Below are 16,253 nucleotides of genomic sequence, written 5' to 3'. Positions count from 1 at the left end.
CGATCTGCCTGTTTGCGCACCACTGCGAGCACTTTGTCATTAACCTCAGGCTGTTAATCATTTATCTCGCAGCAGCACCATTAAGCCAGAACGCAGGCTGAGATAACGCCTCTTTGCGAGCGGTATCACGCCAATGCCCTTGGCGCTCGGCAATTGCCTGTTGCAGGCCAAACCAACCGTCAATATAAGGATGCCATTCGTTCTGCGGATAAAAACCAGATAGCAGTTGGAAAGCTAAAATCTGGCGATTCAAACGCGGCAGTTGCGCCAGATAACCATCATCATCCATATGATGAGCAAAAGTTTCTTTCAGATCGGCGGCGCTGCGACTTAACATGATATCGGCGAAACGCTTAAAAGAACCATCAAACTTTGCCTGACCTTTAGCATCGATAAATGGACGCCAACCCGCATTGACTAGCCATGATGTGAGTGCCAACTTACATTTCAGATAAACTGGGCTGTAACACAGTATTTCTGCATCCGCATTTTTTGCCGCCAGCAAAGGCTCTAACTCCGTCAGTAACGCCCGTAACTCAGTGCTGGCCTTGCGTGGAACCAAGCCGCCAAATACAGTCATAACCTGACGAATCATCGCCAAAGCTTCAATTATCATTGAGTTGGCAACCGCATCACCACGCAGCCACAGTTCTTCATGGTATTGCCAGTGTTCCAGCGCCATTTCCAGCCCCGCCACCATTCCTTGCTCAACGGTAGATTTAGCTGGCGGCTGCAATACCAACAGTGGACGAATCTCACGTGCCGGATTGCCCTGTGCCAAATGATAACCACGGGCCGCTTTGCTCAGGCTACCCTGACGTAGACCACCGTTTTGCGCCAGCTCGGTCGCCAGCGCCAGTAAATCAGCCTGATGCCCCTGTTTCAGTTCCAGCTCAACTTCATGCAAAGCTTCACTAAGATCGTTAGCGTTGATAGTCCCTTGATCCAAAGCCAGCTCTATCAGGCTATCCTTGTAAGTAACCACCCACTTCTCACGCATAAAATTGGTTTGGAACAAGGGCTTCAGCTCTGCTTGGAGTGCTGCAATATCCCAATCTGCTGGCCAAATTTCTGCGGAGAAACGTGCCAAATCCAGTATGGGTTTATCTATTGTTACATTATATTCAGGACGTTGATGCAGACCGCCCACCACTTTGCCACCGGCTTTTATCGTCATTTCGAAATGGTCATCGCAACCACGGATGCGTAACCCCATATCCTTCTCACGCAGACGGTTGTCTTCGGTTTCAAAGTAAATATTGGTTAATGTCTGTGGCGCGGAATGTTCATGGGGCCAGGACGCAATCTGATCCGGCAATGCAGCAATGGCTGCTGGAGTAGCAATAAATTTTAATTCTATTTCAACAGTCATAATTTCATTCACACCGATATATTACGAGATTGTGGGCATTATGCGCGATTCGCGATAGTTTGCCTGCTTTACACCGTTTATTCTAACGAATAACCCAGACAACAGGCGCGAGCCAAAGCTTATTTTAACCTGATTTAGCGAGTCTGCCCTACAAGCTTGATCAGACTAATTTGAGTCGCTACCAAAACGGTGAAAAAAGGCATCAAACCCGCACCGGCATTGAGAGTAAGATAGTTCTCATTCCTGTTTATGCGTTGCGTCGGCAAACTGAACACTCTACTATCGCTCCATAAATTCACTCACAAACGATGATCTAATGCAGAAATTACGCCTAATCTGCCTCGCTATGCTGAGTTTAAGCATAAGTTGGGGCGCGCACGCTGAAGAAAAACGCTACATCTCTGATGAGCTAATCACCTACGTCCATAGCGGCCCCGGTAACCAATACCGTATCCTCGGCACACTGAATGCTGGCGAGGAAGTCACCCTGATCAGCGTCAATGAAGCGGCAAATTATGGCCAAATTCGCGATAATAAAGGGAGGACAACCTGGATTCCCATGGATCAGTTAAGTCAATCGCCTAGTATGCGAGTGCGTTTGCCCGATTTGGAACAACAGGTTAAAACCTTAACCGATAAACTGGCCAATATTGATAATAGCTGGAATCAGCGCACCACCGAAATGCAGCAGAAAGTGGCGGCCAGCGATAGTGTCATTAACGCGTTGAAGCAAGAAAATACCGCGTTAAAAAATCAGCTGATTGTGGCACAGAAAAAAGTCAACGCCGTCAATCTGCAACTGGATGACAAACAACGCACCATTATTTTGCAATGGTTTATGTACGGTGGTGGTGTTGCTGGCCTCGGCCTGATTCTGGGTTTGATGCTACCGCACCTGATTCCAAGTCGTAAGAAAAAAAACCGCTGGATGAATTAATCGCGGGATGTGTTAAATCGAACATTATCGGCTGCCATCGGCGGCCGATTTTCTTTGCACTGCCAGCCCCGCTATACTCTAACCCAACATTAAGCCTTATTATTTCAGAACCATTGAGAAGATGGTTATCAGGAGCATCACAGTGAATATCTACCTGGTCGGCGGTGCCGTACGCGACAACTTACTCAATTTACCCGTTACCGAGCGGGATTGGGTCGTCGTCGGCGCTACACCAGAGCAATTGCTTTCCCAAGGCTATCAACAGGTTGGAAAAGATTTTCCGGTGTTTCTCCATCCGGTTAGCCGCGAAGAATATGCACTGGCGCGGACAGAACGAAAGTCCGGTCAAGGCTATACCGGATTTACCTGCTATGCCGCGCCTGATGTCACGTTAGAAGAAGACTTGCTGCGCCGGGATCTCACCATAAACGCCATCGCACAGCATTCAGACGGCGAACTGTTTGATCCATACCATGGCCAGCAAGATCTGGAAAACCGTATTTTGCGTCACGTCTCTGCTGCTTTTGCTGAAGATCCGCTGCGGGTACTGCGCGTCGCTCGTTTCGCCGCCCGTTTTGCCAACCTGGGCTTTACCATTGCTCCGGAGACACAAGCTCTAATGCGTCAAATGGCCGACAATGGCGAACTTTCAGCGTTGACGCCAGAACGAGTGTGGAAAGAGACGGAAAAAGCCTTGCTCAGCCAAAGCCCACAGACTTACTTTCAGGTTTTACGTGATTGCGGCGCACTGGCAGTACTGTTCCCTGAAATTGATGCGCTATTTGGCGTACCGGCACCGGAAAAATGGCACCCTGAAATTGATACCGGCATTCATACCCTGATGACGCTAACCATTGCTGCCCAGCTCAGTTCGGAAGTCGCTATTCGCTTTGCCGCGCTGTGCCACGATCTTGGTAAAGGTTTAACACCAAAAGAGTTTTGGCCTCGTCATCACGGTCATGGCCCAGCGGGCATCAAATTAGTTGAGCGACTCTGTCAGCGCTTGCGGGTACCGAATCCGGTGCGGGATTTGGCAAAATTGGTGGCGGAATATCATGATTTGATTCACACAATCGATAGACTTCGTCCGGAAACCTTGTTGAAGTTATTTGATGCTATTGATGTCTGGCGCAAGCCTGAAAGATTGGAGCAAATGATTATCGCCAGCGAGGCAGATGCCCGTGGCCGTACCGGTTTTGAACATAATCCTTATCCGCAGGCCGATTATTTACGCGCAGCCTATAACATAGCCAATAGCGTGTCGGTCAAGGAAGTGGTTGCCAGTGGCCTACAAGGCCTGGCGATTCGAGATGAAGTCAAACGCCGCCGCCAGCAAGCGCTAGCCGAGTGGAAACTGTCGCTAGGCGAAACTTCTAGCCAAATTCGCTAAAATACGCTCTGCGCGTAGTATCAGACGGACAATCCCAGCTCATTTATCAATGACGCAGAAACAAAAAGCCCTGCAAATACAGGGCCATTTAGGTGAGTCACCCACACCAAAGGACTTACATAAAGACCCAATATACTGCGGCAGCCACCACAAAACGGTAAATAGCGAAAGGAACGAAAGAAATACGTTTAATCACTGACAGGAAGGTTTTAATCGCAACCAGAGCCACCACAAACGCCGTAGCAAAACCGACGGCAAACATCGGAAAGTCGCCCCAAGTCAGGAAGTGCAAACTCTTATACAAATCCAATCCGCTGGCACCCAGCATCATCGGAACCGCCAGAATAAACGAAAACTCAGATGCCGCGTAGCGGCTGACGCCAGTCAGCATACCGCCAGAAATCGTCGCTCCCGAGCGAGAAAAACCCGGCCATAGAGCCAAACATTGGAAGCAACCAATCATAAATGCCTGACGATAACTGATGTCATCCAACCCGACCGCTTTAGGATTTTTAGGTTTTAGCCATTCGGCCGCCAATAACAGTAACCCACCGATAACCAAGGCATACATGACGCTTTGAGGCTGAAACAGTGACTTGATCGCATCATGGAATACCAGGCCCAAGATGACCGCAGGAATCATCGCCAATAAAACGTGTCCCAGGGTCAAATGCCCCCCCGTCTGACCATCATTGGCCACTTTTTTACCGCCAAAGTGAATCCCGATCAGACCAAATAGACGACGCCAGAACACCACCACCACCGCCAGAATCGAACCTAATTGAATAATCACTTCAAAGGTTTCTGCTTTCTCACCGGTGAAACCCAGTAGGTGGCCGACGATGATCATATGACCCGTTGAGGAAACCGGCAAAAATTCGGTCAAACCTTCCACAACGCCCAGAACAAATGCCACAAACAGCGAATACATATCCGTCATCTACGCTACCCATATCCCAATCAAAGAAAACCACAAAAAAACGGCAATGTTGCAGAAACAATGCCGTTTAAATTCAGTTAAATTAAAAATATCACCCAAACTAATACGACCAGCTTACCGATGGATGGTTGCATATTTATGGCATTTTACTGTCAGAAAAATCAATTGGTTCGCTGTCCGCGCTCAATAATCACACCGACGTTAAGCGCTTCAGCCACCGCTCCAGGTTTGCTCAGCTTGATTCTCACCCAAGGAGAAGCGAAGCGCTGCAATAAAATATCGGCAACCTCTTCTGCCACTCTTTCAACCAACGCAAAACGCTGCCCTTCAACATGTTGTAAAATAGCATCGCTGATATCAGCGTAGCTTAAACAATGGCGAACATCATCGCTGGCGGCTGCTTTACGGTTATCCCAGCCCATTTCGATATCGAACACCAACTTCTGTCGAATAGTCTGTTCCCAGTCATACACACCGATGGTGGTAATCACGCTAAGCTGTTCAATAAATACGATGTCCATCACGTCATTCTCTGTTTTTACGCCTACTGGATATCACTTCCAGCCGAATATGCGTATTATCCACAGATGTTGCGATTAAAACGACCATTATTAAACGGGGCGGCGTTATGAGTGCTATCGCGCTTGGTATGATTCTCTTCGCGTATTTGTGTGGCTCAATTTCCAGCGCGATTCTGGTCTGTCGGATCGCAAAATTGCCTGATCCTCGCGTACATGGTTCGGGTAATCCCGGTGCCACCAACGTACTGCGTATCGGTGGTCGTACCGCGGCAGCGGCGGTATTGGTTTTTGATGTGGTAAAAGGCATGTTGCCGGTGTGGATCGCCTATCTCTTACATCTTTCCCCTCTTTATCTCGGAATAACCGCTATTGCAGCCTGCCTAGGCCATATTTATCCGGTATTTTTCAACTTCCGCGGGGGAAAGGGGGTCGCGACGGCATTCGGAGCTATTGCACCTATCGGCTGGGATCTGACCGGTTTGATGACCGGCACTTGGCTACTGACGGTGCTGCTCAGCGGTTACTCTTCCTTAGGTGCCATTGTCAGTGCCCTAATTGCTCCTTTTTATGTCTGGTGGTTCAAGCCACAGTTTACTTTCCCTGTCGCCATGCTCTCTTGCCTGATTCTGATGCGTCACCACGATAATATTCAGCGTTTATGGCGCGGGCAGGAAAGCAAGATTTGGGAGAAACTGAAAAAGAAGAAACAGAAAACGGCTGCAGAAGAAGCTGAAAAACAGGAATTAGAAGATTGAGTTAACGCAGCTGACACTCGATATTCGAAATAACAATGATCGCAGCCCTGCTCAGACCACAAAAACCGAATGACTGAGCAGGTACGAGGCAAGGCGCTAGGCATTGAGGGAGCGGAGCATACATCGGTCTGTGAGCATCCCGAAATGACGCGGCAACACAGCCGCAGCCCTGCTCAGACCACAAAAACCGAATGACTGAGCAGGTACGAGGCAAGGCGCTAGACATTGAGGGAGCGGAGCATACATCGGTCTGTGAGCATCCCGAAATGACGCGGCAACACAGCCGCAGCCCTGCTCAGACTTTCGGTAGTTCAGCTAATGGCCAGCGCGGCCTCACCGACACCACCAACTCACTATCCACACCGGTTTTCAGTCGGATCAATCCAGCATAGGCGATCATCGCACCATTATCAGTGCAGAATTCAGGGCGAGCATAGAAAACCTCACCGCCACGCTTTTGCATCATTTCGGCCAGTTTGGTGCGTAACGTTGTATTGGCACTAACACCACCGGCGATGACCAAACGCTTGAATCCGGTTTGTTCCAATGCTCTTTTACACTTGATTGCCAGCGTATCTACGACTGCATCTTCAAAGGCGCGAGCGATATCTGCGCGAGTTTGATCGTCATTGTCATTAGCTCGAATCGTGTTGGCGGCAAAGGTTTTCAAACCAGAGAAGCTAAAATCCAGCCCAGGACGATCAGTCATTGGACGTGGAAAAGTAAAGCGAGTGGAATTGCCTTGCTGAGCCATGCGCGACAACATTGGCCCTCCGGGATAATCCAGCCCTAACAATTTGGCGGTTTTATCGAAGGCTTCACCAGCAGCATCATCAACCGACTCACCAAGCAACTGATATTCACCGATGCCTGTTACGCTAATTAATTGTGTATGCCCACCGGAAACCAATAGTGCGACAAAAGGAAATTCCGGCGCATTGTCTTCCAACATCGGAGCCAGTAAATGGCCTTCCATATGGTGGACAGGCACTGCTGGCACATTCCAGGCAAAAGCTAATGCCCGGCCAATGGTGGCTCCGACCAATAACGCGCCAACCAGACCAGGCCCGGCAGTATAAGCCACGCCATCAATATCTTCAGGGCGCAGATTGGCTTCTTTTAACGCAGCCTGAATCAGCGGCACGGTTTTCCGCACGTGATCGCGCGATGCCAGCTCAGGAACCACACCGCCATAATCAGCATGTAGTTTGACCTGACTGTATAATTGGTTGGCTAACAGACCGGTTTCATCGTCATAAACTGCAATTCCGGTTTCATCGCAGGATGTTTCTATACCCAAAACTCGCATTACATTTCCCATCATTCACGTGCGGCGGACAGTTTACCACAACCGAGCGGACAGTCATGGTTTCTGCCATTTACCATTTATTTAGTTTTTCAGAAAGTATCATTTCACTACCCAATAGTCTGATTTCCCAGCGGAAGGACGTCAGAATGTTGTTGAGTCTCACTATAATTGAAAAAATTGTTGATTCATTCGACCCATACCGCTGTTTAGTATATAATCAGCGCCCACCGCACTTCTGACGTTAAAACAGTAGTCGGTCATACAGGGGCGTGCCTGTTTCAATTTGCTGTGGTGCTTTACAACGCAGCATCCATTGAAGTAAAATTCCGCACCATTTTGAGAAGGCTGGCACTTGGCCAGCAGAAACCGATTTCTATTGAGGTGAGAGGCACATGCCGGTAATTAAAGTACGTGAAAACGAGCCATTCGACGTAGCTCTTCGTCGTTTCAAACGTTCCTGTGAAAAAGCAGGTGTTTTAGCTGAAGTTCGTCGTCGTGAGTTCTATGAAAAACCGACTACCGAACGTAAACGCGCTAAAGCTTCTGCTGTAAAACGTCACGCGAAGAAATTGGCTCGCGAAAACGCACGCCGCACTCGTCTGTATTAATTCTTTGGGGGCAACCCTACAGCGTGATTTGTTAGTTACCAAGAACGCGCAGACCGAGTAGTTGCAACGAAGGCCGTGCTTTCCGAAAGGAATGCGCGGCTTATTCTCGTTTATGGACTAGCGAATAGGGGCTTATGGCTGGACGAATCCCGCGGGTATTTATCAATGACTTGCTGGCTAGAACCGATATCGTCGATCTGATCGATGCCCGGGTAAAGCTGAAGAAGCAAGGCAAAAATTATCACGCGTGTTGTCCGTTTCATCATGAGAAAACGCCTTCATTCACCGTTAATGGCGACAAGCAATTTTATCATTGCTTCGGCTGTGGTGCTCATGGCAATGCGGTAGATTTTTTGATGAATTACGATCGACTGGAGTTTGTCGAAAGTATCGAAGAATTAGCCACTATGCACGGGCTGGAAGTACCTTACGAGGCAGGAACCGGCAGCACGCAAATAGAACGTCACCAACGACAAAATCTGTATCAATTGATGGATCAGCTTAGCGCGTTCTATCAACAATCACTCAACAGCCCGACAGCCAAACAGGCACGTGGTTATCTTGAACACCGCGGGTTGAGTGAAGATATTATCCGTCATTTCGCCATTGGTTTTGCTCCGGCAGGCTGGGACAACGCGTTAAAACGCTTTGGCCGTGATGCCGAAAGTCGTACAGCACTGAACGATGCTGGCATGCTGGTGACTAATGATACAGGACGGACATACGATCGTTTCCGTGAACGCGTTATGTTCCCGATCCGCGATAAGCGTGGGCGTGTCATCGCTTTTGGTGGGCGAATTCTGGGTGATGGCGTTCCTAAATACCTCAACTCCCCGGAAACAGAGATTTTTCATAAGGGCCGCCAGTTATACGGCTTGTATGAAGCACAGGTTATTCATCCCAATCCAACACGTTTACTCGTGGTGGAAGGCTATATGGATGTGGTGGCGTTAGCGCAATTCGGCATTGATTATGCCGTTGCCTCACTTGGAACTTCAACGACGGCTGAACATATTCAGCTGCTGTTCCGCGCCACCGATCAGGTTATTTGCTGTTATGACGGCGATAGGGCTGGCCGAGATGCCGCCTGGCGAGCATTGGAAACTGCACTGCCCTATCTGACCGATGGCCGTCAGCTACGCTTTATGTTTTTACCTGATGGAGAAGATCCCGACACTTTGGTACGCAAAGAAGGCAAAGATGCATTCGAACAACGGATGGAGCAGGCGCAGCCGCTCTCAACCTTTTTGTTTGAAACATTGATGCCACAGGTGGATTTGAGCAGCCCAGACGGACGTGCCAAATTAAGCACCCTTGCGCTACCTTTAATCAGTCAGGTGCCGGGAGAAACGCTGCGGCTGTATCTGCGTCAGCAATTAGGTAACAAATTAGGCATCCTGGATGATAGTCAGTTGGATAAACTGATGCCTAAACTGGCTGAAAATACGAATAGCTACCAACCGCCCCAGCTAAAACGCACAACCATGCGTATACTTATAGGGCTACTGGTACAAAACCCACAACTGGCTACACTTATTCCCTCACTACAGGGAGTTGAGCAAGCAAAACTAGCAGGTTTACCGCTATTCATTGAGTTGGTAAATACCTGTCTAGCCCAGCCGGGGCTGACTACTGGCCAGTTACTGGAGCTGTATCGTGATAATAAATTCAGCCAACAGCTTGAAACCTTAGCAACTTGGAACCACATGATTGCAGAGGAGATGATCGAACCAACCTTTGTCGATACGCTGACGAGTCTTTATGACTCAATTTTAGAACAGCGTCAGGAAACATTGATTGCCCGCGATCGCACACACGGATTAAACGCCGAAGAACGTAAAGAGCTTTGGTCTTTGAATCTTGCGTTAGCCAAGAAAAAATGAATTACCCAACGGCTTAATTGCCGATAAATGCAGGGGCGACTCCCTGCAATATGCCGCCATAGCGGGCAGCGGCGAAAAAAATGGCCCCAAATGCTATTGTTGGCGGTTTCGCCGACCGACACCAACCCAAATACTCTGAAGTGTGGATACCGTCTTATGGAGCAAAACCCGCAGTCACAGCTGAAGCTACTTGTCACCCGTGGTAAAGAGCAAGGCTACCTGACCTATGCTGAGGTCAATGACCATCTGCCGGAAGATATCGTCGATTCCGATCAGATCGAAGACATCATCCAGATGATTAATGACATGGGTATCCAGGTGCTGGAAGAAGCGCCTGATGCTGATGATTTAATGCTGGCCGAAAACACCAATGATACCGACGATGACGCGGCTGAAGCTGCAGCGCAGGTGTTATCCAGTGTCGAATCCGAAATTGGTCGTACGACCGATCCGGTCCGCATGTATATGCGTGAAATGGGTACCGTTGAACTTCTGACTCGTGAAGGCGAAATCGACATCGCCAAACGTATCGAAGACGGTATTAATCAGGTGCAATGTTCAGTTGCAGAATACCCTGAAGCCATCACTTACCTGTTGGAACAATATGATCGCGTTGAAGCGGGCGAAGCTCGTCTGTCCGACCTGATCATCGGCTTCGTTGACCCTAATGCCGAAGAAGATATTGCACCAACAGCAACCCACGTAGGTTCAGAATTGTCCACCGCAGAAATGGGCGATGATGAAAACGAAGATGAAGATGAAGACGACGACAGCGAAGACGATAACAGCATCGATCCGGAACTGGCGCGTCAGAAATTCTCTGACCTGCGTGAACAATATGAAAACGCACGGAAAGAAATCAAGAAAAACGGTCGTAGCCATATCAGTGCTGCGGCTGAGATCCTGAAGCTTTCCGAAGTATTCAAGCAGTTCCGCTTGGTACCTAAGCAGTTTGACTATCTGGTTAACAACATGCGTACCATGATGGATCGCGTTCGTACTCAAGAACGCATTATCATGAAACTGTGTGTTGAACAGTGCAAAATGCCGAAGAAAAACTTCGTCACACTGTTTGCTAGCAACGAAACCAGCGATACCTGGTTTGCAGCGGCACTGGCTATGGGTAAACCGTGGTCAGAAAAACTGAAAGACGTATCGGATGATGTACAACGCAGCCTGCAAAAACTGCGTCAGATCGAAGAAGAAACCGGTCTGACGATTGAGCAGGTAAAAGACATCAACCGTCGCATGTCTATCGGTGAAGCCAAAGCACGTCGCGCGAAGAAAGAAATGGTCGAAGCTAACCTGCGTTTGGTTATCTCTATTGCTAAAAAATACACCAACCGTGGCCTGCAATTCCTTGATTTGATTCAGGAAGGTAATATCGGTCTGATGAAAGCAGTAGATAAGTTCGAATACCGTCGCGGTTATAAATTCTCGACCTATGCTACCTGGTGGATTCGTCAGGCAATCACCCGTTCTATCGCCGATCAGGCGCGCACCATCCGTATTCCGGTACATATGATTGAGACGATTAACAAACTCAACCGTATATCCCGTCAGATGTTGCAGGAAATGGGGCGTGAACCTACACCGGAAGAATTAGCAGAACGTATGCTGATGCCGGAAGACAAAATCCGCAAAGTGCTGAAGATCGCGAAAGAGCCGATCTCTATGGAAACGCCAATTGGTGATGATGAAGATTCACATCTGGGCGATTTCATCGAAGATACAACGTTAGAGCTGCCGTTGGACTCTGCAACTTCCGAGAGCCTGCGTTCGGCAACTCACGATGTGTTGGCTGGCCTGACCGCCCGTGAAGCTAAAGTTCTGCGGATGCGTTTTGGTATCGACATGAACACTGACCATACTTTGGAAGAAGTCGGTAAGCAGTTCGATGTTACCCGTGAACGTATTCGTCAGATCGAAGCGAAGGCACTGCGTAAATTGCGCCACCCAAGCCGCTCCGAAGTTCTACGTAGCTTCCTCGACGACTAATCGTCGGCAGCAGCAATAAACCCCGGCAGATTGAACTGTACCCCAAAAGTTGGACACCAACTGATTAAGGCGCAGTTCATGTCGGGGTTTTTCTTTTCAGCCTGAAGTCGCTCTCTATTTTGGTACTATTCCCCACTATATTCGTAAAAAACCTTAATTTTGTGCATAAAACGTCCATCTGATTTTTCAGCTCTAGACCGCAAGATAAAAACTACCGTATAATCAGCGCCCAAGTATGGCCCCTTAGCTCAGTTGGTTAGAGCACGCGACTCATAATCGCTTGGTCGCTGGTTCAAGTCCAGCAGGGGCCACCAAATATCAAGGGCTTACGTGAAAACGTAGGCTCTTAGTCTTTTCTAGGATACCGCAGCTAAGTTGTCAGTCTCCCGCTTAAAAAAACCATTCACTTTTAGAGATCTTCCGACACACTGAATGTGTCCCGGAGGAAAGTACCATGCGTAAAATCCGATTCACTCAGCACCAATAGATCACCGCAACGTTTATGACACATACTGGTCAGCATCGAACTAATACATATAATACGCAAAGAGCAATATCAACATCCGCAAAGTGATGGATTATGGCCTGCGGCACAATTTTATCGGTTGATAGCCCGATCTATCGGGCAGTGATTACGCTATTTATCAGAAGCGATAATAATTTAGTCTTAAACTCGCGATAGTAGCTATTATTAATATGAAACAGATAATTGGAGTTTTATTGTAATATTATTCCCTTAATTTATTTACTGTCGGGAGACACTATGACCAATCACTTTCTTACTCTTTGGGATATTCTGGCGACCACGTTCTCAATTTTCTTTTTTATCGCTTACTTATTGATTCTATTCCAAGTTATTTCCGATTTATTTAGAGACCATGAGCTGAATGGGTTCTACAAAGCAATATGGATTTTATTCTTGCTATTCATCCCACTGCTTACCTCTCTTTTGTATCTCGTTACCCGAGGCAAAGGTATGGCGCAGCGGTATCGCTCAACAGTGCAGAAATCTGTTGCTGATACCAATGATTATATTCGTCATATTGCAGGTAAGTCTCCAGCAGAACAGATTTCTGACGCCAAAAAATTGTTGGATGAAGGAACAATTACAGAAAGCGAATATCAGCAACTAAAAGCTAAAGCATTGCTTTAAAAACTGGGTTGGCTATTTTATTACTAAGGCTAGATGTCACAGAATCCGACATTTAGCCTTTTTTATTTAGCCAGTTTAAATAGGCTTAGTGGCGTAGGGCCACGCTGAAGTGAACCCCATTGAATAGAAACTTTTACGATTGGTAATTTATTGTATAGTTTTAGATTTATTCACTATGGTTAATGTACTGGTGCTTTAGGCAAAGTAAATAGTATAGCGATATGCAGTATCAGTGAGGTAGCTCAACTTTGTGGCATTAATCCGGTAACGCTACGTGCCTGGCAACGGCGCTATGGCTGGTTAAAACCACAACGCACTGAAGGTGCGTCGTCAACAGTTCAATGACGACGAGTTAGCTGTTTGGTGTGATGCTGAGTTGAACATTACACTTATTAATAACCATACAGCGCTACCCCTTACTTCGGAGCTCCGCCATGAGTGACGCAGAAGCACTGCTGGCCCGTTTTACGCAATTCTATACCACACTGGATGCGGCACGTCTGGTTGACCTACCTGATGTTTATCATCGCGATATCCACTTTATCGATCCAGTCGGAGAACATCAGGGATTGAGTTCCCTTGAAGCCTATTTTCAACGGTTGATCAGTAAGTTAAACACTTGCTGCTTTACCCTCACGGATATTCAACACCATGATCAACAAGTCTCCGTGTGCTGGCAAATGGCTTATGCCCATCCCCGCCTGCGCCGTGGTGCCTTACTCCGTTTAGAGGGTATCAGCCTGTTGCGCTTTACCGAACAGCGGATTATTTATCAGCGCGACTATTACGATATGGGAGCCATGCTTTATGAACACATACCGCTGATCGGCGGCGTTATTCTCCAGTTGAAGAAGAGGCTACAAGCATGAAACACGTAGTGGTCACTGGAGCCAGTTCCGGTATTGGACAGCAACTGGCGCTTGATTATGCTGCAGAAGGCTGGCAAGTGACGGCCTGTGGGCGTGATGAAAATCGGCTGATGGATCTTGGCATGCATAACCCTGCGATTACAGCGCGCCATTTCGACATAACCGACTTAGCTGCCACGCGTAAGGCGTTAGCGCACTGTCCGGCCGATCTGGTGATTTTGTGTGCTGGAACCTGTGAATACCTTGATAATGGTGTCGTAGAGGCTGAACGGGTTGCTCGGGTACTTAATACTAATTTTCTAGGTCCAATCAATTGTTTAGATGTTCTGTTACCACAACTGTCGTCCGGAAGTCGCATCGCTCTGGTAGGATCAACAGCCAGCATGCTACCCATGCCGCGCGCAGAAGCCTATGGCGCTTCAAAAGCTGCACTTGCCTATTTTGCCCGTAGCTTGGCAGTGGATTTGGCAAAATCCGGTATTAATGTTTCGCTGATATTACCCGGTTTCGTTGCCACACCGCTGACTGACCGCAACGATTTTACCATGCCGATGATAATCACCCCTAAGCAGGCTTCGCACTATATTCGCCGTGGCCTGGGAAAAGGAGCCGCTGAAATTGCTTTCCCTCCATTATTCGCCGCGCTGTTACGACTGACAGGTCTACTTCCACAAGCTCTACAACGCTGGCTTGCCAAGCGTTTGGTGAGGTAACCCAATGAAAATTGCCATTATTGGTAGCGGAATTTCCGGTTTGACCTGTGCATGGAAGTTAGCGAAAAAACATCAGGTTACACTGTTTGAAGCTAATAATTACCCCGGTGGGCATACCGCGACCGTGGACATCACGTTGGAAGGGCGCAGCTACGCTATTGATACCGGATTTATTGTCTATAACGAGCGGACCTATCCACAATTTATTGCTCGATTAGCCGAATTGGGCATTAGTGGTCAACCCACGGAGATGAGCTTCTCGGTTACGCATCCACGTAGTGGACTGGAATACAACGGTCATACGCTCAATACCCTGTTTGCCCAACGTCTTAACCTGCTTAGCCCGCGTTTTTATCGCTTACTGGCAGAGATTATGCGTTTCAATCGCCGATGTAAGAAAAACCTGGCAAGTGGCGGTATTGCGACTCAAACGGTGGACGATTTTCTGCAACAAGAAGGATTTTCCCACTATTTTACCCAGCATTACTTGTTACCGATGGGGGCTGCTATCTGGTCTTCTTCCATGGCCGACATGCGCCAATTTCCATTGGCATTGTTTTTGCGTTTTTTCGATCACTGTAAGTATCTGTAGTGGATCACAAAATCAGGACACCGGAATAACCTGTCTCCACTTTTCTTCATGCAGGCAAGGCGGTAAACCACCGTTGTTCGTATGAGGGCGATAAACGTTGTAATAACCATTTATCCACTGGTTTATATCGCGTACTGCATGGCTAAAATCACTATAACCACCTTTCGGAAGCCATTCACTTTTAAGGCTGCGAAAGACTCTTTCTATCGGCGAATTATCCAGGCAATTCCCTCTGCGACTCATACTTTGCATTACCCCATCACGCCAGAGTAATTTCCTGTATTTATTGCTTTTATATTGAACCCCTTGATCTGAATGAAACAGCAGACGGCCATCACGAGGTCGTGTTTCCAGAGCGTTACGCAAAGCCCGGCACACCACATCAGCATCAGCGGTTAATGAGAGGGCTGAACCGATAATCCGGCGTGAATATAAATCAATAACAAGCGCGAGATAGCACCATCTGTCCTGCAGGCGAATAAAACTGATATCACCACACCAGACGCGGTTTGGTGTGGCGGGGTTAAACTGCCGGTTCAATAAGTTTGGTAATGCCGGACTGTTGTCTTCATTTACCCGGTAGCGATGTTTAACAGGCTGGCGACTAGTCAGCCCGCATTCCTGCATCAGTCGTCGCGCCAGCCATCGACCTGCATTAACGCCACTCTGGCGCAATATCTGACTGATTGCCCGACTACCTGCAGCACCACGACTGAGAGTCATGGAATTCTCTCACCCGACTTCGTAATTCAATTCTTTGTGCATTTTCAATTCTTTGTGCATTAACAGGACGCTTTACCTGCGCGTAATAAACGCTACGGTGAATACCGAATAAATGACAAAGGATCTGCACAGGCCAACTTTGCTTTTAGCCGTGTGATTAGCGCGATAACTTTCCGGGGGCTTCGCTCATCAGCACGGCAGCCTGCTTTAGTATTTCTTTTTCCATCTCAAGACGCTTTATCTGTGCTTTAAGCTGCTGAATTTCGCGTTGTTCAGGAGTAATGGCATTGCCAACGGGCTCAATACCTTGAATTTCCTGCTTATACAGCCGTATCCATTTGCGCAAATGGTCAGGGTTGAGTTCGAGCGCCTGAGCGACTTCCCGTACATCTCGCTGGTATTCAACAACCTGTTCGATAGCTTCGAGTTTGAACTCTGGGGAAAATGTGCGTTTAATCCGACGATTTTTGATCATGCATCACCTCACGTT

13 protein-coding genes, 1 tRNA gene and 3 pseudogenes are annotated in these 16,253 nt (G+C 48.0%); 12 read left to right on the top strand and 5 right to left on the bottom strand.

The features are described 5' to 3' along the window. Positions 1-61 precede the first annotated feature (61 nt). Positions 62-1,372 carry a CYTH domain-containing protein gene (locus tag DJ39_RS04125; protein WP_038251158.1) on the bottom strand — a complete coding sequence of 437 codons (1,311 nt, stop codon included), beginning with the start codon at positions 1,370-1,372 and terminating at the stop codon, positions 62-64. Positions 1,373-1,688: 316 nt separating this feature from the next. Here DJ39_RS04125 and DJ39_RS04120 point away from each other — a divergent pair, with 316 nt between their 5' ends. After that, on the top strand, positions 1,689-2,309 hold the full coding sequence (locus DJ39_RS04120) for a TIGR04211 family SH3 domain-containing protein (protein ID WP_038244914.1): 621 nt from the start codon (positions 1,689-1,691) through the stop codon (positions 2,307-2,309). A 142-nt stretch (positions 2,310-2,451) separates the two neighbouring features. Continuing rightward, positions 2,452-3,699, top strand: coding sequence for a multifunctional CCA addition/repair protein (locus DJ39_RS04115; RefSeq protein ID WP_004721055.1), 1,248 nt, complete (start codon positions 2,452-2,454; stop codon positions 3,697-3,699). A gap of 115 nt (positions 3,700-3,814) precedes the next feature. On the opposite strand, the gene bacA is transcribed toward DJ39_RS04115, so the two are convergent. Next, a complete protein-coding gene (gene bacA, locus DJ39_RS04110; protein ID WP_004721058.1) occupies positions 3,815-4,639 on the bottom strand; it encodes an undecaprenyl-diphosphate phosphatase in 825 nt (274 codons plus the stop codon). Positions 4,640-4,800: 161 nt separating this feature from the next. Further along, positions 4,801-5,160, bottom strand: a complete 360-nt coding sequence (gene folB, locus DJ39_RS04105) for a bifunctional dihydroneopterin aldolase/7,8-dihydroneopterin epimerase (RefSeq protein ID WP_004721060.1) — start codon at positions 5,158-5,160, stop codon at positions 4,801-4,803. 107 nt (positions 5,161-5,267) lie between these two features. Between folB and plsY the strand changes: the two genes are divergently transcribed. Continuing rightward, positions 5,268-5,915: a glycerol-3-phosphate 1-O-acyltransferase PlsY gene (plsY, locus tag DJ39_RS04100; protein ID WP_004721063.1), complete on the top strand. Its 648-nt coding sequence runs from the start codon at positions 5,268-5,270 to the stop codon at positions 5,913-5,915. A 295-nt stretch (positions 5,916-6,210) separates the two neighbouring features. On the opposite strand, the gene tsaD is transcribed toward plsY, so the two are convergent. Further along, positions 6,211-7,224 carry a tRNA (adenosine(37)-N6)-threonylcarbamoyltransferase complex transferase subunit TsaD gene (tsaD, locus tag DJ39_RS04095; protein ID WP_038244918.1) on the bottom strand — a complete coding sequence of 338 codons (1,014 nt, stop codon included), beginning with the start codon at positions 7,222-7,224 and terminating at the stop codon, positions 6,211-6,213. A gap of 392 nt (positions 7,225-7,616) precedes the next feature. Between tsaD and rpsU the strand changes: the two genes are divergently transcribed. The 9 genes and pseudogenes from rpsU to DJ39_RS04055 form a co-directional block, all read left to right on the top strand. Further along, positions 7,617-7,832: a 30S ribosomal protein S21 gene (gene rpsU, locus DJ39_RS04090; protein ID WP_001144069.1), complete on the top strand. Its 216-nt coding sequence runs from the start codon at positions 7,617-7,619 to the stop codon at positions 7,830-7,832. Positions 7,833-7,966: 134 nt separating this feature from the next. Beyond that, positions 7,967-9,715, top strand: a complete 1,749-nt coding sequence (gene dnaG, locus DJ39_RS04085; protein WP_004723327.1) for a DNA primase — start codon at positions 7,967-7,969, stop codon at positions 9,713-9,715. A 156-nt stretch (positions 9,716-9,871) separates the two neighbouring features. Next, a complete protein-coding gene (rpoD, locus tag DJ39_RS04080) occupies positions 9,872-11,713 on the top strand; it encodes an RNA polymerase sigma factor RpoD (protein WP_004723328.1) in 1,842 nt (613 codons plus the stop codon). Positions 11,714-11,950: 237 nt separating this feature from the next. Then, positions 11,951-12,027 (top strand) — tRNA-Ile (locus tag DJ39_RS04075). Between the two features lie 449 nt (positions 12,028-12,476). After that, positions 12,477-12,866 carry an SHOCT domain-containing protein gene (locus DJ39_RS04070; RefSeq protein ID WP_004723329.1) on the top strand — a complete coding sequence of 130 codons (390 nt, stop codon included), beginning with the start codon at positions 12,477-12,479 and terminating at the stop codon, positions 12,864-12,866. A 213-nt stretch (positions 12,867-13,079) separates the two neighbouring features. Next, positions 13,080-13,221 (top strand): annotated as a pseudogene (locus DJ39_RS17320) (MerR family transcriptional regulator); the annotation flags it as partial. Between the two features lie 79 nt (positions 13,222-13,300). Then, positions 13,301-13,735 carry a nuclear transport factor 2 family protein gene (locus DJ39_RS04065; RefSeq protein WP_004723330.1) on the top strand — a complete coding sequence of 145 codons (435 nt, stop codon included), beginning with the start codon at positions 13,301-13,303 and terminating at the stop codon, positions 13,733-13,735. Further along, complete coding sequence (locus DJ39_RS04060; protein WP_038251156.1) at positions 13,732-14,448, top strand: SDR family NAD(P)-dependent oxidoreductase; 717 nt, start codon at positions 13,732-13,734, stop codon at positions 14,446-14,448. The genes DJ39_RS04065 and DJ39_RS04060 overlap by 4 nt, the downstream gene beginning before the upstream one ends. Positions 14,449-14,452: 4 nt before the next feature. Next, positions 14,453-15,025 (top strand): annotated as a pseudogene (locus DJ39_RS04055) (FAD-dependent oxidoreductase); the annotation flags it as partial. A 27-nt stretch (positions 15,026-15,052) separates the two neighbouring features. Here DJ39_RS04055 and DJ39_RS17840 read toward each other — a convergent pair. Further along, positions 15,053-16,238, bottom strand: a pseudogene (locus DJ39_RS17840) (IS3 family transposase). Positions 16,239-16,253 lie beyond the last annotated feature (15 nt).

Source organism: Yersinia ruckeri ATCC 29473 (assembly GCF_000754815.1).
In the GTDB taxonomy this organism is placed as follows: Bacteria; Pseudomonadota; Gammaproteobacteria; order Enterobacterales; family Enterobacteriaceae; genus Yersinia; species Yersinia ruckeri.
Note: the sequence above shows the minus strand (reverse complement) of the source record. Positions and strands in the feature narration are given on the sequence as shown.